This window comes from Ruegeria sp. BHSB064 (assembly GCF_059613205.1).
In genome coordinates, this window is sequence record NZ_JBXWSB010000031.1 from 17486 (window position 1) to 44104 (window position 26619).

The 26619-nt window shown below is 57.6% G+C and carries 30 protein-coding genes and 1 pseudogene; 23 read left to right on the forward strand and 8 right to left on the reverse strand.

Annotated elements, in window-relative coordinates; translation table 11 throughout:
* Positions 1-218 precede the first annotated feature (218 nt).
* The 11 genes from ffh to AC2FNU_RS09880 all read left to right on the forward strand — a co-directional run bounded on the left by ffh (position 219) and on the right by AC2FNU_RS09880 (position 7109).
* Positions 219-1727: a signal recognition particle protein gene (gene ffh / locus AC2FNU_RS09830; RefSeq protein WP_480801953.1), complete on the forward strand. Its 1509-nt coding sequence runs from the start codon at positions 219-221 to the stop codon at positions 1725-1727.
* Entirely contained in the window at positions 1728-2336 is a 609-nt protein-coding gene (locus AC2FNU_RS09835; RefSeq protein WP_496787741.1) for a GNAT family N-acetyltransferase, read from the forward strand.
* The gene (locus AC2FNU_RS09840) at positions 2333-2869 is read left to right on the forward strand and encodes a GNAT family N-acetyltransferase (RefSeq protein WP_496787743.1); all 537 of its coding nucleotides are present in this window, start codon (positions 2333-2335) and stop codon (positions 2867-2869) included. Before AC2FNU_RS09835 ends, AC2FNU_RS09840 begins: the two co-directional genes overlap by 4 nt.
* Positions 2866-3162 carry a chorismate mutase gene (locus AC2FNU_RS09845; protein WP_480801950.1) on the forward strand — a complete coding sequence of 99 codons (297 nt, stop codon included), beginning with the start codon at positions 2866-2868 and terminating at the stop codon, positions 3160-3162. The genes AC2FNU_RS09840 and AC2FNU_RS09845 overlap by 4 nt, the downstream gene beginning before the upstream one ends.
* A 71-nt stretch (positions 3163-3233) precedes the next feature.
* Positions 3234-3623, forward strand: a complete 390-nt coding sequence (gene rpsP / locus AC2FNU_RS09850; RefSeq protein WP_496787745.1) for a 30S ribosomal protein S16 — start codon at positions 3234-3236, stop codon at positions 3621-3623.
* 12 nt (positions 3624-3635) lie between these two features.
* The gene (gene bluB, locus AC2FNU_RS09855; protein WP_496787747.1) at positions 3636-4271 is read left to right on the forward strand and encodes a 5,6-dimethylbenzimidazole synthase; all 636 of its coding nucleotides are present in this window, start codon (positions 3636-3638) and stop codon (positions 4269-4271) included.
* A gap of 6 nt (positions 4272-4277) precedes the next feature.
* Positions 4278-4427 (forward strand): hypothetical protein, encoded by a 150-nt coding sequence (locus AC2FNU_RS09860; protein WP_496726785.1) that lies wholly within the window; start codon positions 4278-4280, stop codon positions 4425-4427.
* A complete protein-coding gene (rimM, locus tag AC2FNU_RS09865; protein WP_496787748.1) occupies positions 4420-4923 on the forward strand; it encodes a ribosome maturation factor RimM in 504 nt (167 codons plus the stop codon). Before AC2FNU_RS09860 ends, rimM begins: the two co-directional genes overlap by 8 nt.
* Positions 4923-5738, forward strand: coding sequence for a hypothetical protein (locus AC2FNU_RS09870; protein WP_496787750.1), 816 nt, complete (start codon positions 4923-4925; stop codon positions 5736-5738). The genes rimM and AC2FNU_RS09870 overlap by 1 nt, the downstream gene beginning before the upstream one ends.
* Positions 5735-6544 carry a tRNA (guanosine(37)-N1)-methyltransferase TrmD gene (gene trmD / locus AC2FNU_RS09875; protein WP_496787754.1) on the forward strand — a complete coding sequence of 270 codons (810 nt, stop codon included), beginning with the start codon at positions 5735-5737 and terminating at the stop codon, positions 6542-6544. Before AC2FNU_RS09870 ends, trmD begins: the two co-directional genes overlap by 4 nt.
* A 139-nt stretch (positions 6545-6683) precedes the next feature.
* Positions 6684-7109 carry a hypothetical protein gene (locus AC2FNU_RS09880; protein ID WP_496787756.1) on the forward strand — a complete coding sequence of 142 codons (426 nt, stop codon included), beginning with the start codon at positions 6684-6686 and terminating at the stop codon, positions 7107-7109.
* Here AC2FNU_RS09880 and AC2FNU_RS09885 read toward each other — a convergent pair.
* The gene (locus AC2FNU_RS09885) at positions 7106-7906 is read right to left on the reverse strand and encodes a glycoside hydrolase family 25 protein (RefSeq protein ID WP_496787757.1); all 801 of its coding nucleotides are present in this window, start codon (positions 7904-7906) and stop codon (positions 7106-7108) included. The genes AC2FNU_RS09880 and AC2FNU_RS09885 overlap by 4 nt on opposite strands.
* 381 nt (positions 7907-8287) lie before the next feature.
* On the opposite strand from AC2FNU_RS09885, the gene rplS reads away from it, so the two are divergent.
* Complete coding sequence (gene rplS, locus AC2FNU_RS09890) at positions 8288-8671, forward strand: 50S ribosomal protein L19 (protein ID WP_170575547.1); 384 nt, start codon at positions 8288-8290, stop codon at positions 8669-8671.
* 11 nt (positions 8672-8682) lie between these two features.
* Positions 8683-8904 (forward strand): 50S ribosomal protein L31, encoded by a 222-nt coding sequence (gene rpmE, locus AC2FNU_RS09895; RefSeq protein WP_170428949.1) that lies wholly within the window; start codon positions 8683-8685, stop codon positions 8902-8904.
* A 71-nt stretch (positions 8905-8975) separates the two neighbouring features.
* On the opposite strand, the gene AC2FNU_RS09900 is transcribed toward rpmE, so the two are convergent.
* Positions 8976-9347 carry a VOC family protein gene (locus tag AC2FNU_RS09900; RefSeq protein WP_480801943.1) on the reverse strand — a complete coding sequence of 124 codons (372 nt, stop codon included), beginning with the start codon at positions 9345-9347 and terminating at the stop codon, positions 8976-8978.
* Between the two features lie 92 nt (positions 9348-9439).
* A complete protein-coding gene (locus tag AC2FNU_RS09905; RefSeq protein ID WP_496787760.1) occupies positions 9440-10327 on the reverse strand; it encodes an AEC family transporter in 888 nt (295 codons plus the stop codon).
* A gap of 218 nt (positions 10328-10545) precedes the next feature.
* On the opposite strand from AC2FNU_RS09905, the gene AC2FNU_RS09910 reads away from it, so the two are divergent.
* Positions 10546-11355 carry a division plane positioning ATPase MipZ gene (locus tag AC2FNU_RS09910; protein WP_152457022.1) on the forward strand — a complete coding sequence of 270 codons (810 nt, stop codon included), beginning with the start codon at positions 10546-10548 and terminating at the stop codon, positions 11353-11355.
* Between the two features lie 120 nt (positions 11356-11475).
* Here the strand turns inward: AC2FNU_RS09910 and AC2FNU_RS09915 are convergent, their stop codons facing one another.
* The 4 genes from AC2FNU_RS09915 to AC2FNU_RS09930 all read right to left on the reverse strand — a co-directional run bounded on the left by AC2FNU_RS09915 (position 11476) and on the right by AC2FNU_RS09930 (position 17186).
* Positions 11476-13275, reverse strand: a complete 1800-nt coding sequence (locus AC2FNU_RS09915) for an NAD(P)-binding domain-containing protein (RefSeq protein ID WP_496787763.1) — start codon at positions 13273-13275, stop codon at positions 11476-11478.
* 148 nt (positions 13276-13423) lie between these two features.
* Entirely contained in the window at positions 13424-15193 is a 1770-nt protein-coding gene (locus AC2FNU_RS09920) for a sigma-54-dependent Fis family transcriptional regulator (protein WP_496787767.1), read from the reverse strand.
* 229 nt (positions 15194-15422) lie between these two features.
* Positions 15423-16673 (reverse strand): adenylate/guanylate cyclase domain-containing protein, encoded by a 1251-nt coding sequence (locus tag AC2FNU_RS09925; protein ID WP_496787770.1) that lies wholly within the window; start codon positions 16671-16673, stop codon positions 15423-15425.
* Between the two features lie 60 nt (positions 16674-16733).
* Positions 16734-17186 carry a MarR family winged helix-turn-helix transcriptional regulator gene (locus tag AC2FNU_RS09930; RefSeq protein WP_496787773.1) on the reverse strand — a complete coding sequence of 151 codons (453 nt, stop codon included), beginning with the start codon at positions 17184-17186 and terminating at the stop codon, positions 16734-16736.
* 57 nt (positions 17187-17243) lie between these two features.
* On the opposite strand from AC2FNU_RS09930, the gene hmgA reads away from it, so the two are divergent.
* From hmgA to AC2FNU_RS09970, 8 genes are all read left to right on the forward strand, one after another.
* Entirely contained in the window at positions 17244-18599 is a 1356-nt protein-coding gene (gene hmgA / locus AC2FNU_RS09935; protein ID WP_496787776.1) for a homogentisate 1,2-dioxygenase, read from the forward strand.
* A complete protein-coding gene (locus tag AC2FNU_RS09940) occupies positions 18596-19219 on the forward strand; it encodes a LysE family translocator (protein WP_496787780.1) in 624 nt (207 codons plus the stop codon). The genes hmgA and AC2FNU_RS09940 overlap by 4 nt, the downstream gene beginning before the upstream one ends.
* A 21-nt stretch (positions 19220-19240) precedes the next feature.
* Positions 19241-20497, forward strand: a complete 1257-nt coding sequence (fahA, locus tag AC2FNU_RS09945) for a fumarylacetoacetase (RefSeq protein WP_496787782.1) — start codon at positions 19241-19243, stop codon at positions 20495-20497.
* Between the two features lie 86 nt (positions 20498-20583).
* Positions 20584-21534 carry an MBL fold metallo-hydrolase gene (locus AC2FNU_RS09950; RefSeq protein WP_496787784.1) on the forward strand — a complete coding sequence of 317 codons (951 nt, stop codon included), beginning with the start codon at positions 20584-20586 and terminating at the stop codon, positions 21532-21534.
* 132 nt (positions 21535-21666) lie between these two features.
* Complete coding sequence (locus tag AC2FNU_RS09955; RefSeq protein WP_496787787.1) at positions 21667-23277, forward strand: FAD-dependent oxidoreductase; 1611 nt, start codon at positions 21667-21669, stop codon at positions 23275-23277.
* A 5-nt stretch (positions 23278-23282) separates the two neighbouring features.
* On the forward strand, positions 23283-23480 hold the full coding sequence (locus AC2FNU_RS09960) for a DUF2783 domain-containing protein (RefSeq protein WP_496787790.1): 198 nt from the start codon (positions 23283-23285) through the stop codon (positions 23478-23480).
* Between the two features lie 11 nt (positions 23481-23491).
* The gene (gene maiA, locus AC2FNU_RS09965) at positions 23492-24130 is read left to right on the forward strand and encodes a maleylacetoacetate isomerase (protein WP_496787793.1); all 639 of its coding nucleotides are present in this window, start codon (positions 23492-23494) and stop codon (positions 24128-24130) included.
* Between the two features lie 85 nt (positions 24131-24215).
* Positions 24216-24551 carry a DOPA 4,5-dioxygenase family protein gene (locus AC2FNU_RS09970; RefSeq protein WP_496787795.1) on the forward strand — a complete coding sequence of 112 codons (336 nt, stop codon included), beginning with the start codon at positions 24216-24218 and terminating at the stop codon, positions 24549-24551.
* Here AC2FNU_RS09970 and AC2FNU_RS09975 read toward each other — a convergent pair.
* Entirely contained in the window at positions 24548-26176 is a 1629-nt protein-coding gene (locus AC2FNU_RS09975; RefSeq protein WP_496787798.1) for an acyl-CoA synthetase, read from the reverse strand. The two genes, AC2FNU_RS09970 and AC2FNU_RS09975, sit on opposite strands and share 4 nt — an antisense overlap.
* 222 nt (positions 26177-26398) lie before the next feature.
* Between AC2FNU_RS09975 and AC2FNU_RS09980 the strand changes: the two are divergent.
* Positions 26399-26619: pseudogene (locus tag AC2FNU_RS09980) on the forward strand (aspartate aminotransferase family protein); the annotation flags it as partial.

Sequence of the window (26619 nt, forward strand, 5' to 3'; positions counted from 1 at the left end):
CAGGGCGTAAACGACCGCCAAACATCCGGAAGCCTTTCGATCTTCCGGTCCCTTGAGTCGTTCAGGGATCGCCCCCCACCAGCGAGTTTCGCCCGTGGGGGCAATGCCATTTGGCATTACCCCCACGTCTAATTCAGTGGGAGGGGGCAATTGTGTATTCAACCGGTGTTTCTTACTTAAGAAGCGCCTATTCAAAACCGGCATAGGAGGCCGAAGGCATGTTTGAAAATCTATCCGAACGCCTCTCTGGCGTCTTTGACCGGCTGACCAAACAGGGCGCCCTGTCAGAAGAAGACGTCAAGACCGCGCTGCGTGAAGTGCGTGTGGCTCTGCTTGAGGCCGACGTCTCGCTGCCCGTTGCCCGCGCGTTCGTCAAGAAGGTGCAGGAACAGGCGACCGGCCAGGCCGTCACCAAATCGATCACCCCCGGCCAGCAGGTCGTCAAGATCGTGCATGACGCGCTGGTCGATACCCTGCGCGGCGAGGAAGACCCCGGCAAGCTGAAGATCGACAACCCGCCTGCCCCGATCCTGATGGTCGGTCTGCAAGGCTCGGGTAAGACGACCACCACCGGTAAGCTGGCGAAACGCCTGAAAGAAAAAGAGGGCAAGAAGGTCCTGATGGCCTCGCTCGACGTCTATCGCCCGGCGGCGATGGATCAGCTGGCCGTTCTGGGCACGCAGGTTGGCGTCGATACCCTGCCCATCGTGCCGGGCCAGAAACCTGTCGATATTGCCAAGCGCGCCAAGCAACAGGCGACACTGGGCGGCTATGACGTCTACATGCTCGACACCGCAGGCCGTCTGCATATCGACGAAGTCCTGATGGACGAGGTGGAACAGGTCCGCAACGTAGTCGACCCGCGCGAGACCCTGCTGGTCGTCGACGGTCTGACCGGTCAGGTCGCTGTTGAAGTCGCCGAAGAGTTCGACGCCAAGGTCGGCATCTCGGGCGTGGTTCTGACCCGGATGGACGGTGACGGCCGTGGCGGTGCGGCACTGTCGATGCGCGCGGTCACTGGCAAGCCGATCCGCTTTGTCGGTCTGGGCGAAAAGATGGACGCGCTCGAAACTTTCGAACCCGACCGGATCGCCGGTCGAATTCTGGGCATGGGCGACATCGTTGCCCTGGTCGAAAAGGCCCAGGAAACGATGGAGATGGAACAGACCGAGCGCATGATGAAGCGCATGGTCAAAGGTCAGTTCAACATGAACGACCTGAAGATGCAGCTGGAGCAGATGATCCAGATGGGCGGCATGCAGGGCATGATGGGCATGATGCCCGGCATGGGAAAGATGGCCAAGCAGATGGATCAGGCCGGTCTGGACGACAAGATCCTGCGCCAGCAGATCGCGATGATCCAGTCGATGACCAAACGCGAGCGCGCCAACCCTCAGCTGTTGCAAGCAAGCCGCAAGAAACGGATTGCCGCCGGTTCGGGGATGGAGGTCAGCGACCTCAACAAGCTGCTCAAGATGCACCGGCAGATGTCGGACATGATGAAAAAGATGGGCAAGATGGGCAAAGGCAAGATGCTGAAACAGGCCATGAAAGGCATGTTCGGCAAAGGCGGCCCCTCGCCCGAGGATATGGCTGCGGGCATGGACCCCAAGGCGCTGGAACAGGCGGCCAAGGCGATGGGCGGCAAAATGCCCGGCGGCCTGCCCGGACTGGGTGGCGGTATGGGTCTGCCTCAGGGCCTCAGCGGGTTCGGCAAGAAAAAGTAAATGACACCCCTTTCGACATATCCTTGGGAGGCTCCGGCCACCGGTCCCGCAGCCGCGCTGTCCGCGCGGCTGGGTGCGCTGGTGCCGCGCATCGAGACCGCGCGTTTAGTGCTGCGCGCGCCCGAGTTGCGGGATTTCGAGGAATATGCCGGGATACTGATGTCGGACCGCGCGCGTTTTATGGATGGCCCGTTTGATCGCAATGGCGCCTGGCAGGATTTCACTCAGTACGTCGCTGGATGGATGCTGCGCGGTGCAGGCGTGTGGACTATCGAGAACAGGGCCTCGGGAACCGTCATGGGGTTTGTTTCGGTCGGCATGGAGTTCGGCGATCAGGAGCACGAACTGGGCTATATGCTGACCGCCGCAGCCGAGGGCCAAGGCATCGCGACAGAAGCGGTGGCAGCAGCACGCAGCTTTGCGCTCGATACTCAGGACCTGCCTTCACTGGTTAGCTATGTCGATCCCGACAATGCCCGGTCCGCCGATGTCGCGCGGCGCGCAGGTGCAAAGCGGGACGCGAAAGCTGAACGCGTTTTTGACGAACCCGTGCACGTTTACCGTTACCTCTCATCGGATAGTGATGGCGGGATGGAGGCATACGCATGACTTCGTTCACCATCCCCACCATCGAGACCGAGCGCCTGATCCTGCGCGCTCCACATCTGGACGACCTGCCTGCGATGACTGCGTTCTTTGCGACTGAGCGCAGCCATATGGTCGGCGGACCCAAGGATGAGCTTGGCAGTTGGGACTCGCTGGCAAAACGCCTTGGTCATTGGGCTCTGATGGGCTTTGGCCTGTGGCATCTGACCGAAAAAGCCAGCGGCGCATTTGTTGGATGGGCCGGGATGATCGACGCCCCCGGCTGGGCCGAGCCCGAGCTGGGCTGGACCCTTATGGTCGAGGCCGAAGGCAAAGGGCTGGGCCTGGAGGCCGCAGCGGCCGCGCGTGACTACGCGGCAGGGCATCAAGGTCTGAACGGGGTGATCAGCTATATCGCCCATTCCAACGACCGCTCGCGCGCACTGGCCAAACGGCTTGGGGCCACCTACGAGCGCGACGGTGAGCTTTTGGGCAAGAAAGCCCAGATCTGGCGTCACCCGCAGATTGACCTGACCACCGAAAGGACCGGCCAATGACCAACCCCGTGACACAGGCTGCCACGCTGTTGAAAGAGCATCGCGAAAGCATCGACCGACTGGATGCGATCCTTGTCTATACGTTGGGTGAGCGGTTCAAGCACACGCAGGCCGTTGGCAAGCTCAAGGCCGAACACGACCTTCCCCCGTCCGATCCGTCGCGCGAAGCGGCGCAGATCGCACGGCTCGAAGACCTGGCGAAAGAGGCCGATCTGGACCCCGACTTCGCCAAGGCTTTCCTGAATTTCATCATTCAGGAAGTCATCCGACACCACCGGAAACACCAAGAATGAACCTCCCGTTCAACAAACACCAGAACTAAACCGGTTTCCAACCGGATATGCCATTCAAAGGAGATACCACCATGGCAATGAAAATTCGTCTCGCCCGCGGCGGCTCGAAAAAGCGTCCCTTCTATCGCATCGTGGCTGCTGACAGCCGTATGCCCCGCGATGGTCGTTTCATCGAGAAACTGGGCACCTATAACCCGCTGCTGCCGAAAGACAGCGAAGAGCGCGTGAAGATGGACATGGAGCGCATCCAGTACTGGCTGGATCAGGGCGCCCAGCCCACCGACCGTATCGCACGTATGCTGGAAGCAGCCGGCACCCGTGAAAAAGCCGAGCGCAACAACCCCAACAAGGGTACGCCGGGCAAGAAAGCTCAGGAACGCGCGGAAGAGAAAGCGGCCAAGGCTGCTGAAGCTGCCGAAGCGGCTGCTGCACCGGCTGAAGAAGCGGCTGCAGAAGAATAAGCAGGAAAGCGCGTGCGGGATCAGACTTTCACCGACGATTTTCGCACGCAGTTTGATCTGTTGATGCGGCTCCGGCGTGATGTGCGCCGGTTCCGCACCGACACCGTGGACGAGGCAGTGCTGGCGCGCTGCCTCGACGCATTTCAACTGGCCCCTTCGGTCGGGCTCAGCGAACCCTGGCGCGTGATCCGCGTCGAAAGCGAAGCGGCGCGATCCGCTGCATTAAAGAATTTTCAAACCGCCAACGATGATGCGCTGGCGGGGTATTCCGGCGACAAGGCGCAGCTTTACAGCCGACTGAAACTGTCCGGGATGCAAGAGGCCCCCGTGCAACTGGCTGTATTCTGCGATGACAGTACCGACAAGGGCTTGGGGCTGGGCGCGGGCACGATGCCCGAGATGCGGCGTTACTCTGTTGTCTCGGCAATCACCCTGTTCTGGCTGGCCTTGCGGGCCGAGGGGTTGGGGCTGGGCTGGGTGTCGATCCTGGATCCCGACCAAATGATACGCGATCTGAGCGTGCCGGAAGACTGGCGACTGATTGGATACTTCTGCGTTGGATGGCCTGAACAGGTATCAGACACACCAGAACTGGAACAGGTTGGCTGGGAAAACCGCGCCCAAACCCTGACGATCGAAACACGGTAAGGCCCCATGTTCGGATTGATTCGACTTCCCATTTTGCTGCTGATCGCCTTTATTGTCGGCGTGTTCTTTGAACGCAGCAATCAACGCGAAGCCTGCGAAGGCCTTGGCGAATGGAGAAACGGGATTTGTTTGACAACAGGCGCTTCCAATGAGTGATCTGATCTGCGTCGGCAGCGTTGCAGGATCTTACGGTGTACGCGGCGAAGTGCGCCTGAAAAGCTTTTGCGCCATTCCCGAAGATATCGAACACTACTCTCCGTTGACAGATGAGACCGGCGAACAACGCTATCCGGTTGTTCTGACACGCGCGATCAAAAACGGGTTTGCGGCACGTCTGGGCGGGGTTGAAACCAAGGAAGAGGCCGATGCGCTAAACGGCCTGCGCCTGTTTGCGCGGCGCGATCAGCTGCCCTCGCTTCCCGATGATGAGTTTTATCACACCGATCTGATCGGTCTGGATGTCTATGACACCGGCGGCACGCTGCTGGGCAAGGTTAAGTCCGTACAGAACCATGGCGCTGCGGACCTGCTGGAACTGCATGGGCCGGGCCTGAAATCTACCGTTCTGCTTCCGTTTACGCTGCAAGTGGTGCCCACAGTGGATCTTGAGCAAGGCCGTATCGTGGCTGACCCGCCCGAAGGCTTGATCTGATGCGGCGCATTTTGCTGCATCTGGGCCTGCACAAGACAGGCATGACCGCAGCACAGTCGTTTCTGTATGAAAACCGTGAATTGATCTGGCCCCGCTTTGCATTGGTTCTACCCTACAAAACCCGCAAGTCCGGGCTGAGCGAGGCGGCTACGCGCCATTCAATCTATCGGCTGGACGCGACGCTGGCCGGATTTGGCGGACAAGTTCAAACCTTTTTGGACGGTTTGGATTTTGGCGAACGCCGGGGCCTGATCCTGAGCGAAGAAAACTTCCTGGGCCTGCGCCCCAGCAGAAACCGCGAGGAAGGTTATGGTGCCGCACCAGAACTGGCCGAGACGCTGGTCAGTGTGCTGCGCCGACGATTTCTTGGCGATCAGATCGACATCACTGTCTACCTTTCTCTGCGCCAACGCGATGCATGGCTGCGCAGTCTGTGGGCTCACGATTTGCAACAATCTCGGATTGTGCAGGATCTGGACGGCTTCTGCTCTGATTTGGCGCATCTGCCGGCGTTGCAGGATACTGCCGACAGAATAAGGGATCGGCTGCCATCCGTAACCGTAGAGACGGCTTTTATGGAAAAGATGCAGGACAATCATTTTGGAGCAGGTGCGCCGTTTGCAAGTTTTCTGGATTTGCCGCCCGAGAAAGCTGCGCAGCTTCGGGGTCCTGCACGCGTAAGCCCCAGCTTTTTTGACGAGGTGTTGCAGGAAATGCTGACGCTGAACCGTTCATCACTGGACGAAGCGGCTTTGATCACCCAGAAGAAGGCTCTGATTCAAACTGCCCAGACCGAACTGGCCCGCCAGACATGACAGACAAACCCAGCAAATCCCACGGCCGCAAAGCGATCCGGCCGACTTTGAAACCGCGTGAACTTTTGACTCCGACACCGGATTTGCACGGGGTCTGGAAAGCTAAGATCATCACGTTGTTTCCAACAGCCTTTCCCGGAGTGCTGGGCGAAAGCCTGACGGGCAAAGCATTGCAAGAAGGCTTGTGGCAGCTCGAGACGGTGGACCTGCGGCAGTTCGGCGTTGGCAAGCACCGCAACGTCGATGACACGCCAGCTGGTGGCGGTGCTGGCATGGTGCTGCGCGCGGATGTTCTGGGTGAAGCTATTGAAGATACGATGGCGGGTGTGCACGGCAATTGGCCGCTGATTTACCTTAGCCCGCGCGGGCGACGCATGGACCAGCGCATGATGCAGAACCTCGCGCGATGCGACGGCATGACCTTGTTGTGCGGCCGGTTCGAAGGTGTGGACGAGCGTGTTTTGGAGCACTACGGGGTACAGGAAGTATCGCTGGGTGACTTTGTAATGACCGGCGGTGAAATCGCGGCACAAGCCCTGATCGATGCAACCGTTCGTCTGATCCCCGGCGTTCTGGGCAATCAGGCTTCTACCGAGGAAGAGAGCTTTTCCTCGGGCCTGCTGGAACACCCGCAATACACACGTCCGGCAGACTGGAAAGGGCGCCCAATCCCTGAGATTTTGATGTCAGGTCACCATGGCCGCATTGCGGAATGGCGTCACAAAATGGCGGAAGACATCACCCGCGATCGACGTCCCGACATCTGGGCAGAGTATGTAAAATCCAAGCCCGGAAAGCTGGATTGAAGGACAGGGATGTGGCGGCGATGCCGCAGACTAATTCTTTGTCAGATTGCCATTTGAAGTTGAACACACCTCAATTTATTCACCTTCTAGGTCCATAGGATTCGTGGGCAATTAAGATTGAAGTGAGACTGACTACATTATGAAAAAGCTATTACTTGGCGCGGTGTTGGCGGCTTCGGCCTGCACCACAAAGCCACTTGGGATGTCTGTTCCCACACAAGCAGGTCATAATCTATACTCTGCGCGGGTTGCGGTGGATTCCTGCTCGCAAGAAGCAGATGAAGGCGGAAATGCCGCTGTCATCGGGGGGTATGCGACCAACATTCTCCTTTGGGGAATCATTATCGGACCAGCTGTAACCGCTCCGATCCAGGACGAGCTGCGCGTACAGGGTGAGATTGATCAGGTGGATCGATGCCTGCGCGAACGCGGGTTTGAGCGTCGCGAACTCAACGCGGGTGAAACCTTTTGGCTGCGCAACGCATATGGCGAAGAACGCGAGCGGCGATTGGACCATCTGGTCAGCGGCGGTACGATTGAAACCTACGGAACGCCGAAACTCTAAGGCTTTGCCTTCCATCTGGCCCAGCTTTCCGGCGAGCCGTTAAAGGCATTGATGTCCACCCTGCCCTGAACCCCTGGGACCAGCCCGGTGCCCGTGTACTGCCAGAACCGCCAGACGGTGCGCGGGTAAACCTCGCGCGGGTGGCCGGCAACCGAACGCAACCAAAACTCGGTCTTGGGCAGGCGGCCTATGTCAGTATCCTCAAAGAAATCTACCGTGGTGTAGATGATAGGACGACGACCATAATGTCGTTCCAGAATGTCCAGGAACCGTTGCGCCTCGGCCCGAACGGTATTGCCGTCGGGCCGCAACGTGCAGGTTTTTGAATGGGGCGTCCATTCCATGTCCAGCACATGCGGCAGGTCTGCGCCTTTCGGAACATTGCGGATGAACCAACGGGCCTGTTCGCGGGCCGAACGACAGAAATAATAATAGTGATAGGCCCCCCAAGGCACACCGGCGGCTTGCGCGCCGCGCCGGTGGTTATCGAACATCGGATCGGCCACGTCCCCACCTTCGGTTGCTTTCATGAATACAAAACTCACGCCGGAGGCTTTGGCCCTTCGCCAGTCTATAGCCCCCTGCCAGCGAGAGACATCCAGACCGTGGACAGGATATAGACCCGGATGACGACCCTCCCATTCATGCGGATCGGCGTCACCGAAATCGGGGTAAATCACAGACGGTGCTGTCCGGTCCACGCCTGGCACAGGCTCCACCGCCTGAGGCTTCGGGCCGTTGCGTCCGCATGACATAAGCAAAGCAGCCGAAACTGCCAGCACAAATGCAATTCGCATCCTTGAAGTCCTGTCTTAAATTCTGCTCTTTCAATTTGCCTCAGAATGCCCGATCCGGGGGGTAAGGCAACGCTGCAATTTACGACTGGCGGATTCCCACCAGTATTGCCCGGCAATTCGATGCGATTTGCTCTTGATCCCTGTGCGCAATCCCCTTAAACGACCGCAATCCGGTGCCGCAACCTGCGACTCCGGTGTTTTGGTTTGCATCATGGCGTGACGCCCCGCTTTCTTCGGCAGGGACGTGTCAGATCAAACCAGACCCAAGGAACAGTCGATCTGACCTCTGGCGGGCTGCGTGCAGGACCCGATGAAGACCAAGAGCTCTCAGGCCGTGCCCAAACTTCGTGGACCAACCACGAGCAGATAGGAGTACCTGCGATGGACCTGATCGCACAGCTTGAGGCGGAACAGATTGCCGCCCTGGGGAAAGACATCCCCGACTTCAAAGCCGGTGACACCATCCGTGTCGGCTATAAGGTGACCGAAGGGTCGCGCACCCGTGTGCAGAACTACGAAGGCGTCTGCATCGCGCGTAAAAACGGCGAAGGCATCGCCGGATCGTTCACCGTTCGCAAAATTTCGTTTGGCGAAGGCGTGGAGCGTGTGTTCCCGCTGTATTCGACCAACATCGACAGCATCACCGTTGTCCGCCGTGGCCGCGTCCGTCGCGCCAAACTGTACTACCTGCGCACCCGTCGCGGTAAATCCGCACGTATCGCAGAGGTTACCAACTACAAGCCCAAGGCTGGCGCCGAGGCGTAAGGAGCGGAAAGATGAAAAAAGACATCCATCCCGATTATCACGTCATCAACGTCAAAATGACCGATGGCACCGTGGTTCAGATGAAATCCACCTGGGGCGCCGAGGGCGACCAGCTGGCTCTGGAAATCGACCCCTCTTCGCACCCGGCATGGACCGGTGGCTCGTCGCGCCTGATGGACGCTGGCGGCCGTGTGTCGAAGTTCAAAAAGAAATACGAAGGTCTGGGCTTCTAAGCTCGACCCGCATCAAATGCGAAAGGCCGCCCAATTCGGCGGCCTTTTTCTTTGCTACTGCAAGCAAGGATCTATCCGAACACATAAAAGCAAAGCTTGTTGCCGTCCGGATCGCGCACATAAGCACCATAGAACCGATCTGGCACGCGCTGCCCGGGTTCGCCTTCGTCAGTCGCGCCAAGGCTGATCGCCTTGTTGTACAGTGTCGAAACAGCCTCTTTGGTGTCGGCAGGAAAAGATATCATATTGCCGTTTCCAGACGCGCAGTCATTGCCGTCATAAGGTTCGCAAACGGCCAGCATCGGAGCCGCCGGATTATTGCCAATAAATACGATACGACCCGCGTCGATTAAAACTTTGGCGCCTTTGTCCTCGAACAGTGAGGTATAGAACGACTTGGCGGCGTCCAGGTTGGAAACACCTATGGTTACATATCCGATCATATACGAACCCTTTTGAATGCTGCATGATTTCCAGCAAATAGTCTGTTAGGGCTCGCCGGGTTACAAGTCACGAAACTGACATCACCCCAAGGTCAGATCCAGTAAGACAGCGCCACTGGCAGCACCAGTATTGTCGCCAATGTCGAGACCAGAATAAAGCCTGCAACGTCCGGCCCGTATTCAGGGACATGCTGATCGATGAAAAGGTAAGTCGCCACTGACGACGGCATAAGGCAACACAGGATGACCGCGCCGCGTTCCGGTCCCGTAAACCCGAACAGCCAAATCAAAGCGCTGGCGATAGCAACAGCCATGACTAAGTGCATCAGCGTCAGTAAGATCGCCCGCCCCAGGCTTTTCACCTGTAGTGTCGCCAATGTATGACCCAGAGTCAGCAGCATCAGCGGAATCGACAGACCTCCGAGAATATCAAAAGATTTTGCAATCGGCTGCGGCAGACTGGTTCCTGTTGCCATTAGGATCAGTGAAAGCGCCACAGCATAGATAATCGGTGAAGAGGCCAGCTTCCGGGGCGAGAACTCTCCGGCAGGGATCCACATCCCGACAGTAAAGATGCTGATCAGCACAACCACGACAAACGCCATCGTATAGGCCATACCCGCATCCCCCAAAGCCAGCAGGGTGATCGGGAGACCTATGTTGCCAACATTTCCATGCATCAACGGCGTCAGAAACGCCCTGACCGGCAGGCGCAGGGCCTTTAGGGCGATAAACCCCAACACGCCGAACCCCGCCACCGCCAAAGCGGCTGCGGTCATCATGTCCAAAAAGGTCCCCACCGCCAACTTGGTCGTCGACAGGTGCGAGATGATCAGAGTTGGGTAGCCCACCTTTGAGACGATCCCACCTATCACCTTGTTGTCGAAGGGGGCGTGAATCAGCGCAAGGCCATAGCCGATCCCGGCGCAGATCAGAACCGGCAAGACCACGTTCAAAACGTTTAGGAACAGGTGCTCCAAGCCACATTCTCCCTGCTGAACCGGTATGCGGACTGTGAATCAGGGCCAATGCTTTGGCAAGCGCCCTTCTGTAACCTGCGCGCCGCGTTGAGTTTTCCAAATTAGGGTCTGATATTGCCCCAAACCGCCGCTTGAGGTTCTTTCCTTCCAACGCGACACAACATATAGTGGGTGCCAACAACGTGTAGCGAAGCACGGCGGGACTTGGGAATACAAGCATGGCACATATCATCGTGGTCGGGAACGAAAAGGGTGGCGCAGGCAAATCGACCGTGTCGATGCATGTGGCAACCGCGCTGGCCCGATTGGGACACAAGGTCAGCACGCTGGATCTGGACCTGCGGCAACGTAGTCTTGGGCGGTATTTCGAGAACCGCAACAACTTTCTCAAAAGCTCGGACCTGACCCTGCCCAGCCCGCGCCATCACGACCTGCCCGAGATCGACGCTGCCACACTGAAACCGGGTGAAAACATCTATGACCACCGCCTGTCCGCCGCCGTATCGCAGCTGGAAAGTGACAGCGATTTCATCCTGATCGATTGCCCGGGCTCTCACACCCGGCTCAGCCAGGTGGCGCATTCGCTGGCCGACACGCTGATCACGCCATTGAACGACAGTTTCATCGACTTTGACCTGTTGGCGCGGATCGACTCCAAGGGTGAGAAAATCCTGGGTCCGTCGGTCTATTCCGAAATGGTGTGGAACGCGCGTCAGCTGCGGGCACAAGCCGGGCTGAAACCCATCGACTGGGTTGTGGTTCGCAACCGGGTCGGTACGCAGCGGATGGTCAACAAGGAAAAGATGCAGCGCGCGATCGAGATGCTGTCGCAGCGCATCGGTTTTCGCGTCGCTTCGGGCTTTTCCGAACGGGTCATCTTCCGCGAGTTGTTTCCCCGCGGCCTGACCCTGCTGGACCTCAAGGATATCGGCGTCAAGCAGCTGAACATCTCGAACATCGCCGCCCGTCAGGAACTGCGCGACATGATGAAAGAGCTGAACCTGCCGGGTGTGGAGATTGATTTCTGATTCCCCACCCTCTCAGCCGCCATGCGGACGAAGCTGATATTCGAGTTTCAGCTTTCGCATACGAAGCGAACTTTCAATTGTAACATTTGAGAGCCCGCTTCGTTGCTTGAAGCGCCCGGTTTAACTGAGGTGATGCACCTCTTGAAGGCCGTAGACCGGCGTCGGGATGCCTTCCATTCGGGCCTTTATCTGAAGCGACAAAAACTGCGAATAGTGCCGGGACTGATGCAGGTTCCCGCCATGCATCCACAGGTTTGGAACCTGGGTTGGCTTCCACATATTGCGTTCCTCTCCTTCCCATGGTCCCGGATCCTTGGTCGTGTCAGACCCCAGACCCCAGCATTTCCCAAGCTGATCTGCCATCTGCTGGCCCATCAGGTCAGCAACCCAGCCGTTCATCGAGTTGTATCCGGTCGCATAGACGACAAGGTCAGCATCAAGATGCGTCCCGTCATCGAGGATTACTCCTGTTTCATCAAGCGCTGTCACCTGACCGCGTTTCAGCTTGATTTCACCATCTATGATCAATTGGCTGGCACCGACGTCGATATAATACCCTGATCCCCGACGCAGGTATTTCATGAACAATCCGCTGTCGTCATCGCCCCAATCCAGCCAGAACCCGGCCTTTTCCAGACCTTCATAGAACTCTTTGTCCTGTTCTTTCATCGCGGCATAGGCTGGAATCTGGAATTCATGCAAAATCCGGTAGGGCAGCGAAGCAAAGATCAGATCGGCCTTTTCGGTTGTCATGCCCGACCGAACAGCGCGTTCAGAATACAGATCGCCCAGTGCGATCTCCATCAGGGTGTCCGACCGAACGATATGGGTCGAGGAGCGCTGTACCATAGTCACGTCGGCATTGTTCTCCCAAAGCGCTGCACAGATATCATGCGCCGAGTTATTGGACCCAACAACCACAACCTTCTTGCCTGCCCATCTGTCCGGCCCGTCGTGTTCTGAGGAATGAACCTGCTCACCCTTGAACACATCCATGCCCGGAAAATCAGGCATGCGTTTCTTGCCGGACATCCCCGTCGCCATGATCAGTTGCTTGGGCCGCAGCACAACCGTTTCGCCGTCCCGGTCCACCGTTATGGTCCATTCCCCCTTGTCTTCGTCGAAGGTGGCGGATTTGGCCGTCGTACGCGTCCAATAGTTCAGCTCCATCACTTTCGTATACATCTCCAGCCAGTCGCCGATCTTGTCCTTGGGCGAGAAAACAGGCCAGTTTTCCGGGAATTTGATATAAGGCAGATGGTCGTACCAAACCGGATCATGCAGGCAGAGCGATTTGTAGCGATTGCGCCAGCTGTCGCCGGGGCGCTCATTCCGTTCAACGATGATCGTCGGGACACCAAGCTGGCGCAGACGCGCGCCCATGGCGATCCCACCCTGACCACCGCCGATGATGACGCAGTAGGGCTGTGTCTTGTAGCCCAGTTCAGCCTCTTCCTGCGCGCGTTCTTCGGCCCATGTGGTCCGGTGTTTGCCAGCCCCATGCTTGGCGCCCAGCGGACGGTTGAACCCTTTGGGCTCCTCATGTCCTTTCAGCTCGACCATCGTGGTCAGCAAGGTCCAAATCTTGCCATCCTTGAGGCGGATCAGCCCGTAGCCACGCGCAACTTCGGTCTCGAATTCGATCCAGGCGGTGATCACACCCCCATCCTCTGTGGGCACCTCACCTTCGGCTATTTTCCAACCGCTTGGCTTGGTTGTTGCCAGCTGGTGCGAGAGCATATCTGCCACCTGCGCCTTGCCCTCGACCGTTTTGATGTTCCAGGTAAAGCTGACCAGATCGCGCCAATAGCAATCGTCCTGGAACATATCGGATGCGGCATCGATATCGCCTTTGGACAAAGCCGCACCGAAATCATCCAGAAATCCCTGCACCTGATCCGAGAGTGTTGTGTCGAGCATGTTGTCCTCCCTATCTCCACAGAGCAGAAGGCTGGCAAATCGGCGGCCCATCGGGCAAGTAATTTTGCCGGCTCAGCGTTATGCGCGACTAAAAAACACCACCGCTTGTTGCGCGCGCAACAAGGGCGCAACACGACCATACATCCGTTTATGACGGCGGTCTAAGCCCGGCCTTTCGCACACGACGCAGGATAGTCGACCGGTTCACGCCAAGCCGCCGTGCCGCCTGAGACATGTTCCAATCGCAAGCGCGCAAAAGTGCTTCCAGATCATCTGAGTCCTGTTCTTGCGTGTGGGCAAGCACCGGTGCCGGTAAATCCGTTAAGTCGACGATGTTGTCCTGACACAAGGCGACTGTACTGTGCAACAGATGTTCCAATTCACGAATGTTCCCGCGCCAAAGCCGTGATTTCAGATCGGCACGTGCAGCCGTGGACAAGCGAATTTCTTGGCTGGCAAACCGTCTGAGCAGACGATCAATCAGCCAATCCAGATCCGCCCGGTGGCGCAAGGGCGGAAGGGACAATGTGATACCGGCAATCCGGTGCAACAAGTCTTCGCGCAAACTGCCCTGCAACGCAGCCGGCGACTGCCGACACGAGGCGATGATCCTGAGATCGGCACGCTTCATCAACACCGCCAAAAGGGAAGCCTGCGCAGGCCCGCTAAGGTCTTCAACACCGCGCAGGAACAGTGTCCCGGGCTCAAGCGCATGACAGAAATCGAAAGCCTCAGTGTCACAGCAGATGACAATATGAAAGTCCCGCGTTGCAGAGTCGGCCATGTGAATGGCCCGCGCCAGCTTTGTCTTGCCAACTCCGCTTTCACCGGTCAGCAAAAGTGGCAGGCTTGTTGGCGCAAGACGTGCTGCCTTGTTCAACAACTGCTGAAGATCTGCATCCGGCCCTGCAAAACTGCCAAGGGCACCGGGTAAAACCTGCTCTCGCTTGCGCAATGCAGCGGTCATCTGGGGCGTCTGGGGGGCAACGGCATGACCATAAAGTGCGCGCCCGTCTTTGAGGTGCAGAACGCGATCTTCGGACGGTCGGCCACGCATGAACTCCGGCATCTCGTCGACGCTGATCTCGAACCAATCCTGTAGTTGTGACCCGACCAACTGACCCGAACCGCTGAGGTCCAATGCGTTTCGCGCCCCGGACGTCATTCCAATAATTTTGCCGCTGCCATCCACCGCCACCGCCGCTTCGGGGTCGACCTCAAGAAACTCGGGGCTGGATGAAAAGCGCAAAACCCAGTCCCTGCGGGTTGACGCCATCAGGTTCGCCATCTCGACCCGGCGGGCGGAATTTGTCACCAGTGTCATGGCCAGATTCTGCGAAGCCTTGGGTGAGGGGCCGCGCAACAGGGACACATCCAGAACAGCTGCAAGCCCACCCTTGGTGTCAAAAATGGGTGCTGCCGTACAGGACAGCGGTGTATGCGTGATCGAAAAATGATCACCTTGATGTATCGTCACCGGCTGGCCGGTAACAATACACGACCCCACACCGTTCGTCCCTGCCAGGTCTTCCGTCCATTTGAAGCCCAGGTGAAGACCGGCACTTCTGAGCTCATCCTCGAAGTTCCGATCGCCAAAGAAGTCGACACATACACCGTCCGCATCCGCAAGCAGCAGGACGTAATTTTGCCCCGCCACCTGTGCAAACAACGATTGCAGCCCCGAGCGCGCTGTTGCGATCAGACGTTCTGATTGCTCCAGATGTTCACGGAACTGGGTGTCAGGTACGATATGCGCGGGCTCTTGCCGCAAGGGATCCATACCATAGGTTTCGACACAGCGTTGCCAGCTATCTGCGACCAGACGGTCGCGCCCTGTATCGAACCCGTTTAAGACACGGTCAATCTCTTCTGTGTGTTGGCGATCCAACAGCTTCCCGTCCTGCAACTCCTTCTTCAAAATAGCAGGAGAAAAGATTCGCGCCTATGTTCGAGTTTCGTCTCGCAAACAGTCGCCACATCTTTCGTCTGATTGACCTTCGTGGAACGCGCCGCTTCAGTTGAATCAGACTCAATCCGGGCATTGGTTGACGTCTTCATAAGATCGACACCCCGGGCAAACACGCCGCGCACGTCCTCATGAACCAAGACGTTCCGCTAGGTCTTTCATCTTCGGAACAGCCCCAGTTTCAATCCGCTACTGATTGTCCATCAGGGCTGTACACCGTAAACAGCTCTTTCGGCTCGTTCACACCGCGCAGCATATAGCGACCGACCGAAACAAGCTCTTGCGCGCAGGGTTGCGCGGCGCGGGCGACGTCGTCCGAGATCAGAATCCTCTGACCCAAAGACCGGTGCATCCCCGCAATACGGGCGGCCTGGTTGACGGCCGGGCCAATGACTGTGAAATCCAACCGCGTGTGGGATCCGATATTGCCATAGAGAATTTCGCCTGAATGCAGGGCCAGCGTGTAATTGGCCACTGGCTGACCTTGCTCCTGTCGTTGCGTGTTCAATTCATCCATGCGCGACTGCAACAGAGGCACGGCGCTCAGCGCGGCGCGGGCATCTTCGTCGATTTCGCCAAGATCGAACATGGCCATCAGCCCGTCGCCCATGAATTTCAGGATGTTTCCACCCCGGTCATGCACTACGCCCACGGCCACCGCCAGATAGTCGTTCAGCATGTCGATGATCTCATGCCCTGGAAGGTCCTCAGACAGTGTGGTGAAACCCTCGAGGTCGAAATTCCAAATCACCGCATCGATCTGCTGCAAAGACCCGCGCTGGATTTCGCCTGACAGAACCCGACGACCAGCATCCCGACCCAGATAAACCCGCATCAGATCCTTGGTCAGGTTCTGGTTCTTGGCGGACTTGAGCGCCAGTCCCAAATGCGGCAGCACGGTGTGAATTTGGTTCAGATCGCTGTCGTCAAAGCCGGTCGGCGCGTCACTGGTCCAGGACATCAGAACGCCATCGCTGACCTTCTTTGCTCCGCTTGGACGCAACTGCTTGGCTCCTTCATAGGACAGGCCCGTGGCGTAATAATCGGTCGCTCCGATCTCCCGCAGATCATTGAGCAATGGAAAGCGACTGGGTTCATTGTGGTCGACCAGTTTGACCCGGATTTCATCCAGATCCTCATGCAACAGGGTATAAAGCGGACTTTGCTGCCAAACCTCGCTGGGTTCATCGGTATTTTCAAACCGCTCGGATTCACCACCTGTGCCGTTGTACCAACTGTAACCGGTGCCGCCGTAGACTGGGTGCAAAGTGGACTGAGCCGCGTGAAACCGCATCAACGGAATGCCCATATCGACCAGCCGGGTGCAAAAGCCTTCCAGCAATTCTTCCTGCCCGGCGCCTTCAAGCCCTTTATTGACCAACCAATCGATCAGATCGTGCGTGGGAACCGACGAAGAATCTAACGAAGTCATATTTGTGTCCGTATCAAGCATGGGTCCAATTTGGGGATCATGCACATCAATTGCCAGTGGTCAGTCCAAACCAGCCAATCTTTGCAGCATTTTACGCAGCAGAGCGGCTTCTTCCGCATCAAACAGGCCCGACAATTTCGCATCATAGTCTGCGGCGACGCCATGCAGGTCACGATACACGGTTTGCCCAGCCGGTGTTAGTGTCAGCCATTCCGCCCGCCGATCCGCTTCGTCGCGCGTGCGTTTCAAATACCGACGCTGTTCCAGCTTGGCGACCGCACGGCTGATTTTGGTCTTGTGCATTCTGGCACGTTCGCAAATCTCCTTCGCGGTCATCTCGCCAAACAGCCCGAGATGAAACAGCACCCTCCATTCGGTTCTGAGCATCCCGTAACGGCCTTTGTAGACGTTCTGAAATTCCAATGACGCCTGTTCCGCCGCCTGGTTCAACAGGAAAGGCAGAAAATTCTGCAGATCAAACTCATCATTTTTTTTGGATTCTACGTGTGACATGCTTGTTAGTTACAAAATCAACTATTACCCGACAAGCAGCAAACGGAGGAAACCATCATGAATCGTCCGAGTGATCCGCATATGCTGACACAGGCTGCAACGCCGGTCGGCACACATGCCGGCTATATGCCCGGCTTTGGAAACGACTTTGAGACCGAGGCCCTGCCCGACGCCCTGCCACAAGGGATGAACAGCCCGCAGCGGTGCAACTATGGCCTTTACGGAGAGCAGCTGAGCGGCACAGCTTTTACCGCGAACCCACCCGAGCGCACCTGGTGTTATCGCATTCGCCCGTCGGTGAAGCATTCACATCGTTACGAAAAAATCGATCTGCCCTATTGGAAATCTGCCCCGTGCATCGACCCGGATGTGATCAGCCTGGGTCAGTATCGCTGGGATCCAGTCCCACATTCTGATGAAGGTCTGAACTGGATGACCGGGATGCGGACCATGACCACGGCGGGGGATGTGAACACGCAAGTGGGCATGGCCAGCCACATCTATCTGGTCACCGAATCCATGGTGGATGACTATTTCTTCTCAGCCGATTCCGAGCTGTTGGTTGTTCCGCAAGAAGGACGTCTGCGTTTTGCGACCGAGCTGGGAATCATCGATCTGGAACCCAAAGAGATCGCGATCATTCCGCGTGGTCTGCTGTACCGGGTCGAGGTTCTGGAAGGCCCAGCGCGCGGCTTTGTCTGCGAAAACTACGGGCAGAAGTTCGAAATGCCGGGCCGTGGCCCGATTGGCGCAAATTGCATGGCCAACCCGCGCGACTTCAAGGCACCAGTGGCCGCGTTTGAAGATCGCGAAACCCCGTCGACCGTAACGATCAAATGGTGCGGCCAGTTCCACACCACCAAGATCGGGCACAGCCCGCTGGATGTGGTCGCATGGCACGGCAACTATGCACCCTACAAATATGACTTGCGCAATTATTGCCCGGTTGGCGCGATCCTGTTCGACCATCCCGACCCGTCGATCTTTACGGTTCTGACGGCACCGTCTGGCCAGCCTGGCACGGCCAATATCGACTTTGTTCTTTTCCGCGAACGCTGGATGGTGATGGAGGACACGTTCCGCCCACCGTGGTACCACAAAAACATCATGTCGGAGCTGATGGGCAACATTTACGGCCAGTATGATGCGAAACCGCAGGGCTTCGTACCCGGTGGCACAAGCCTGCACAACATGATGATCCCGCATGGCCCCGACAGGGAAGCCTTTGACAAGGCATCATACTCCAACCTGGGACCGGACAAGCTGGACAAGACGATGTCGTTCATGTTCGAAACCCGCTTCCCGCAGCATCTGACGCCATTTGCCGCCACCGAAGCGCCGTTGCAGGATGACTATATCGACTGCTGGACATCGCTTGAGAAAAAGTTCGACGGAACGCCGGGTAAGAAATGAGCTTGGATATCTGGTTCACCTATGTGGCAACCGTCCTGCTGTTGATGAGCACGCCGGGGCCCAGCCAGTTGCTGATGTTGTCAAACTCGGCCGCCAACGGGCTTCGGCGCGGGCTGTTCACAGCTGCCGGGGATCTGACGGCAAACTTCCTGCAGATGTTGGCGGCGGGGCTGGGCCTGGCCGCCCTGATTGCCACATCCGCAACCGCGCTGACAGTCATCAAATGGCTTGGTGTGGCCTATCTGGTTTATCTCGGGGTCAAACAGATCCTCAAGGCGCGCGTTTCTGATGCGCATACCGCGCCCAAGGCCAGCCGCAAATCGCTTTGGATGCAGGGGTTTATTACATCTGCCGCCAATCCCAAAGCCGTGGTCTTTTTTGCAGCGCTGTTCCCGTTGTTCATTGACGGAGCACTGCCCTTCTGGCCGCAATTTGCCATTCTGTCTGCCACCTATCTGGTCATAGACGGGATGTTCCTGACCGCATATGGCGGCAGCGCAAGCTGGTTGGCCCGCCGTTTGCAAGGTCCGGCAAAGCTGTGGCTTGACCGCATTGGCGGCAGCTTCATGATCCTGGCTGCTATCTTGTTGGGGCTGAAATCCCTTCGCCCTTCAACTTAACCAACAAAACAGGGACATCGTATGCCTCTAATGATATCCTGGGTGACGTCGGCCAATGACGCGACACATCCGTTCCCACTGAACAATCTGCCTTATGGCGTCTTTTCAACCGAGGGTGATGAGGCCCGGTGCGGCGTGGCCATTGGGGACATGATCCTCGACATAACTGCCGCCGAAGCCGAAGGCTTGATCAATCTGGGCGATGAGCCTTTGTTTGACGTGCCGTTCTGGAACCCGCTGATGGAGGAAGGCCCCGCTGTCTGGGCCGCCCTGCGGGAACGGCTGATCAGCCTTTTGGCCGAGGGCTCGGACGAGCAAAGCAAGGTTGAACCATTGCTTGTCCAACAAGACGATGCCGAGATGCACCTGCCCTTTGCGGTCAGCGAATACACCGATTTCTACGCAGGCCGGAACCACGCCTTCAACGTGGGAACGATGTTCCGCGGTCCGGAAAACGCGTTGCCGCCGAACTGGCTGCACATTCCCATTGGCTACAATGGTCGCGCGTCGTCTGTCGTAGTATCGGGCACGGATATTCGCCGCCCCTGGGGGCAGCTGAAATCCCCCGATCAGGACCTGCCCGCCTTCCTGCCCAGCCGCCGTTTTGACATCGAGCTTGAGATGGGCGCGATTGTCGGCACTCCTTCGGATGGACCGATCAGCGTACAGGAAGCGGACGACAATATCTTTGGCTACGTCTTGCTGAACGATTGGTCGGCGCGGGACATCCAGGCCTGGGAATACCAGCCATTGGGCCCGTTTCAGGCGAAGGCCACCGCAACTTCGATCAGTCCCTGGATCGTCACTAAGGCAGCGCTAGAGCCCTTTCGCTGTGACACGCCAGCCCGTGAATTCGAGTTGCTGGATCACCTGAAAGACTGCGGCCCGATGCTCTATGACATTGATCTGTCGATCACCATGGCACCTGCCGGGCAGCCTGCCACGACAATTGCACAGACCAACTATAACCAGATGTACTACTCCGCCGCGCAACAACTGGCCCATCACACCACGTCCGGCTGTCCGATGAATGCGGGCGACCTGCTGGGATCGGGCACTATTTCCGGACCAACCAAACCCGAACGCGGTTCGTTGCTGGAACTCAGCTGGGGCGGTAAGGAACCTCTGACGCTGGACAGCGGTGAGACCCGCAGCTTCATCGAAGACGGCGACACACTGACCCTGACCGGCACGGCCAAAGGCGACGGCTATACAATCGGCTTTGGCAATTGTGTTGGCACCGTTCTGCCTGCCCTCTCTTCCCCTTTCGAACGATGACGCACTGACTTCATCTTTTTCCAAATACTCCCGCCGGAGGCCTCCAAATGCGGCCTCCCGCGCAACTGCAAAAGGACAAAACCAAGATGGTCAAAGCATTCGCGTCCCAGGGGGACATGTCGGAGAAAAAGATCAGTTTCACCGAAGTGGGCGAAGGGCTCTATGCCTTCACCGCCGAAGGTGACCCGAACTCGGGCGTCATTATTGGCGATGACAGCGTGATGATCGTTGAGGCACAGGCGACACCGCGTCTGGCCAACAAGGTAATCGAATGCGTCCGCTCGGTCACGGACAAACCGATCACCCACGTGGCCCTGACGCACTACCACGCCGTTCGCGTGCTGGGTGCAAGCGCGTTTGGCGCTCAGCAAATCCTGATGTCAGACATGGCGCGCGCCATGGTCGTGGAACGCGGGCAAGAGGATTGGGACAGCGAATTCCAACGCTTCCCACGCCTGTTCGAAGGGCACGAAAGCATCCCCGGCCTGACATGGCCCACCACCACGTTCAGCGACACGATGACCGTCTATCTGGGCAATCGTCGCGTGGATCTGATGCATCTGGGCCGTGCGCACACTGCCGGTGATATCGTGATCCATGTGCCGGATCAGAATGTGATGTTCACAGGCGACATCGTTGAATATCACTCGGCCTGCTATTGTGGTGACGGGCATTTCAGCGAATGGGGCGACACACTGGACGAAATCAAGTGGTTTGATGTTGACGCCATCGCGCCCGGACGCGGCGACGCGCTGGTCGGCAAGGACATGGTCAATGCTGCCATTGAAAACACCCGCGATTTCGTCAGCAGCACCTACCGCCCAGCGGCCAAAGTGGCGGCGCGAGGAGGTTCTTTGAAAGAAGCCTGGGACGCCGTACGCGCCGAGTGTGACCCGAAATTCGCTGACTACGCGATCTACGAACACTGCCTGCCGTTCAACGTAGCGCGCGCCTATGACGAGGCACGCGGCATCGACACGCCGCGCATCTGGACCGCTCAGCGCGACCTTGAAATGTGGGAAGCCCTGCAAGGCTGAGAAAAACGACCCGGTTTGATCCAGATCGTTTTTTGCGGCGGGATTCGATGAAACCATAAGCCGAGGCCTCCGGCGCCTGTCGCCGGGGGACAGGATATGAAGCACATTGGTGCATCTGCTTGGGGGGAGCCCATGAACAAGATCTTTGAAACACCGCTTTACGGCTATGAACGCAGCCCGGATCAGGACAGCCCCACGCCCGTCAGGCGCAAGGTCATCGTGATTGGTGCCGGTCCGGTTGGTTTGGCCGCTGCCATTGATCTGGCCCAGCACGGTGTCGAAGTTGTGGTTCTGGACGAAAATGACAAAGTCAGTTTCGGCAGTCGCGCCATTTGTTTTTCTCAGCGCACTTTGGAAATTGCCGACCGCCTGGGATGTGGACGCCGCTTGGTCGACAAAGGCGTGCTGTGGGATCGCGGCAAAGTCTTCTTCGATGATCGTCAGGTCTATGATTTCAACCTGCAACCGGATGAAGGCTATGCCAATCCGGCTTTCATCAATCTGCAGCAATACCACTTTGAAAACTACTTTGTGGAACGTGTGCGCGAGTTGCAGGCCCAAGGTGCTCCGATTGAAATTCGCGGACGCAACAAGGTCGAGGCCATTGGCACGCACGAAGATCACGTGCGACTGGAGGTGGAAACACCGGAAGGCCCTTATACAGTTGAGGCCGAATGGCTGATCGCTTGCGACGGAGCCACCTCACCCACGCGCAGGATGCTGGGTATCGATTTCGAAGGGCGAGTTTTCGAGGACAATTTCCTGATCGCCGATGTGATCATGGATGCAGATTTCCCCTCAGAGCGCTGGTTCTGGTTCGATCCGCCATTCAATCGGGGTCAATCCGCGCTGTTGCACAAACAGCCCGACAATGTCTGGCGCATCGACCTGCAACTGGGCTGGGACATCGACAAGGAACGTGAAAAGCGCCCCGAGAATGTCATCCCGCGCCTCAAGGCAATGTTGGGCGAAGACGTCGAGTTCCAGCTGGAATGGGTCTCGATCTATACTTTCCAGTGTCGCCGCATGGAAAGTTTCCGCAAAGGGCGCGTCCTGTTTGCAGGCGACAGCGCGCATCAGGTTAGCCCCTTTGGCGCGCGCGGGGCAAATTCGGGCCTTCAAGATACCGACAACCTGTGCTGGAAACTGAAGCTGGTGCTTGAGGGCAAAGCCCCTGAAAGCCTGCTGGACAGCTACAATTCCGAACGTGTGCAAGGAGCGGACGAGAACATCCAGAAATCCAGCCGGTCAACCGATTTCATCACTCCAAAATCCGAGATGTCGCGGGTTCTGCGCGATGCGGTTCTGGATCTGAGTGAACAGTATGAGTTCGCCCGACCGCTGGTGAACTCGGGCCGGTTAAGCCAGCCCTGCACCTATGACGGGTCCTCGTTGAACTCGGCTGATGCGCTGAACGGCCCGGCCTGCACGCGCCCAGGATCGGCCTGCCCGGATGCCCCGCTGGGCGACGAATTCCTGCTGCCCAAGCTGGCGGGCAAATTTACCTTGCTGACCATTGATGCCGATGCCCCAGACGCTCTGGAAGAGGATGGGGTTGAGGTCACCCGGCTGGCGCTGTCGGTCAAAGACGACCTGACGCTGGCTCTCAAACGTCGTTACCTGGGTGATGCAACCAGTGCAGTGTATCTGATCCGCCCGGATCAGCATGTAGCAGCGCGGCGCGACAGCTACGAAGAAAACAGTTTCCGGCATGCGATCCGCAGAGCCTGTGGCAAGGAGTAAGCGCAATGTCTGATCTGATCCTGACCCCCAATTTCGACAACGCCGACGATTTTTACGCCACCCTTCTGGCGGCGCATGAAGGGCTTGAGAAAGTCGACAGCGACGCACTGAACGCCCGGCTTGTACTGGTATTGGCCAATCACATCGGCGACGGCACAGTTCTGTCCGATGCCATTCGCGCGGCTGCGTTGTCGGACAGTTAACGGGTTCCCACGTGAGCAGTGTTGTCCTCTATGACTACTGGCGGTCCTCGGCCAGCTATCGGGTGCGGATTGCCCTAAATCTGGCAGCCATTGAATACGACGCGGTCGTTGTCGATCTGGTAGGCGGCGAACACAAAGGCGCTGAGCATTTGTCGCGCAATCCGCAAGGGTTTGTGCCGGTTCTGGATATTGACGGGCAACGACTGACACAGTCTTTGGCCATCCTCGACTATCTGGACCGTACGCGCCAACTCAACTTACTGCCCGACGACGCGGTCGAGCGTGCGCGTGTGCAGGCACTTGCATATGCGATTGCGGTGGATATTCACCCGGTCTGCAACCTGTCTGTCGCACGTCACGCGACCTCGCTCAGCACTGACGCCGCCGACATGCCCGGAGATTGGATGCGGCACTTCATCCGGCCCGGCTTGCAAGCTTTTGAGACCATGTTGGGCACGTTTGAACAGACCCCTTATTGTATCGGTTCGCAGCCCGGCCTCGCTGACATCTGCCTGATCCCTCAAGTCTACAATGCACGCCGCTGGCAGGTGGATCTGTCGGACATGCCACGTGTTCTGGGGGTTGAAGCCGCCTGCGCCGATCACCCGGCCTTTATCGCGGCGCACCCCGACGCGCATGCACCCCGATAACCCTGCACAGACCCTGTGTGCCTGTGCGCCTAGGCGTTTGTCCCGTTTGACCTTAGCTTTGATCCAACAAAGCAATGAGGTCCAAATGCCCGAGATCACCGGCTACCACGCCCATGTTTATTTCGATGCCGACACGCAGGATACGGCGCTACAGGTCTGTGAAGAGGCCGCTCGGCTATTCCCTGTTCAGATGGGGCGCATGCATGCCCGCAATGTCGGCCCCCACCCGCGTTGGAGCTGCCAGTTGGGGTTTGCCGCTGACGCATTCGATCAGGTCATTCCCTGGTTGATGCTGAACCGGCAGGGCCTAACGGTGTTCACCCATCCCGAAACCGGTGAACATCTGGAAGATCATCGAGATCGAGCGATCTGGATGGGTGAGATGCTGGATTTGAACCTGTCGATCTTCGACAAGCTTTAACCCAACGCCCTTGCCTGATCCCGCAGCACAAATTTCTGCACCTTGCCCGTCGACGTCTTCGGCAAGGTGCCGAAAACCACGGTCTTTGGCGCTTTGAAATGGGCCATGTTGTCCCGGCAAAAGGCAATCAGCTCTGCTTCGGTCGCGCTGGCATCGGGCTTCAGCTCGACAAAGGCACAAGGCGTTTCACCCCATTTTTCATCTGGACGCGCGACCACAGCTGCCTCCATCACAGCCGGGTGTTTGTAAAGGATACCCTCGACCTCAACGGACGAGATATTCTCACCGCCTGAAATGATGATGTCCTTGGACCGATCCTTGAGCGCGATGTAGCCGTCGGGGTGCATAACACCCAGATCGCCGGAGGCAAACCAACCACCCTTAAAGGCGCCGTCCGTGGCGTCCGGGTTCTTAAGGTATCCTTTCATCACCACGTTGCCCTGCATGAATATCTCACCCATGGTTTCGCCATCAGCAGGCACGGGTTCCATCGTATCGGGATCGGCGACCATCAGGCCGGACAGCGCTGTGTACCGCACACCCTGCCGTACTTTCAAAGCGGCGCGATCTTCTGGCCCTTTCTCATTCCACTCGTCTTTCCAGGCACAAACGACCGATGGTCCATAAGTCTCGGTCAGGCCATAGACATGGGTGACCTCTACGCCCATCGCCTCCATCGCTTCGATCACGGCGGCAGGCGGTGGGGCACCTGCAGTCATCACCTTGATCTGGTGATCAAAGTCTTTCAGTTCATCCGGTGCATGGGCCAGCATGTTCAAAACAATCGGAGCACCGCAGAAATGGGTGACTTTCTCATCGCGGAACGCTGCATAGATCGGCTCGGCCCGAACCACGCGCAGACAAACAGAGACGCCCGCATTCGCCGCCATGGCCCACGGAAAACACCAGCCATTGCAATGAAACATCGGCAATGTCCACAAATAGACGGAATGTTTGGGCATGTCCCAATCCAACAAGTCCGACTGCGCATTCAGGGTCGCGCCCCGGTGATGATAAACAACCCCTTTCGGATTGCCCGTGGTACCCGAGGTGTAATTCAGGGAAATCGCATCCCATTCATCCTCTGGCAGGGACCAGTTGAACTCTGGGTCGCCTTCATTCAGCAGGGCGTCGTATGTCAGGCTGCCCAGTGTCTCACCGCCGTCAAAGCTGGGGTCTTCGATATCGATAATCAAAATGTCACGCTCGACCTGCGTCAGCGCCTCTTTCACAACACCTGAAAATTCCGGGTCGACCAACAGTGCCTTGGCTTCAGCGTGATTTAGAATGAAAGCGACGATTGGTGCATCAAGTCGCGTGTTGATGGCGTTCAGAACAGCGCCTGCCATTGGCACGCCAAAATGAGCCTCATACATCTCGGGAATATTCGCCGCGATAATAGAAACGGTGTCGCCCTTGCCGATGCCACGCGCGGTCAGCGCACCCGCCAGTTGTCGGCACCGGGCATAGGTTTCAGCCCAGCAATACCGGCGGCCCCCATACACCACCGAAGGGTAATCCGGATAGACCTGCGCCGTTCGCTCAAGGAACGTCAGCGGCGACAAAGGCGTGTAGTTGGCCCGGCTTTTGTCCAAATGACGCTCGTAGATGTTTGTGGCTGTCATCTGCTGATCCTCCCAAATCACAGTTCGCGCGACTTGAGCATAATCTTGGTGCTCTGACAAATCCGTAGTAATACGATAGCCTCACTTTCTGGCAATATGGGATGGCGCGATCTGGCCCTACTTACAACAGGCCTTTCGCGGTGATCTGAAGCATCTTAAACACAGGCGGGGGTATGGCCTGACCAGAAGCCCCTGAAGCGCATCTCAGTGAAAGGACTTGTCATGGACGGCACGTTCAACGAAAACGATCTTTCCCGCGTGGTCGAGGCCGACCGCGCCCATATCTGGCACCACCTGATTCAGCATAAACCCTTTGAAACCAATGATCCGCGCATCATTGTCGAAGGTAAAGGCATGCGCGTCTGGGACCAGAAGGGCAAAGAACATCTGGATGCTGTTTCCGGTGGGGTGTGGACTGTGAACGTCGGCTATGGCCGCGAATC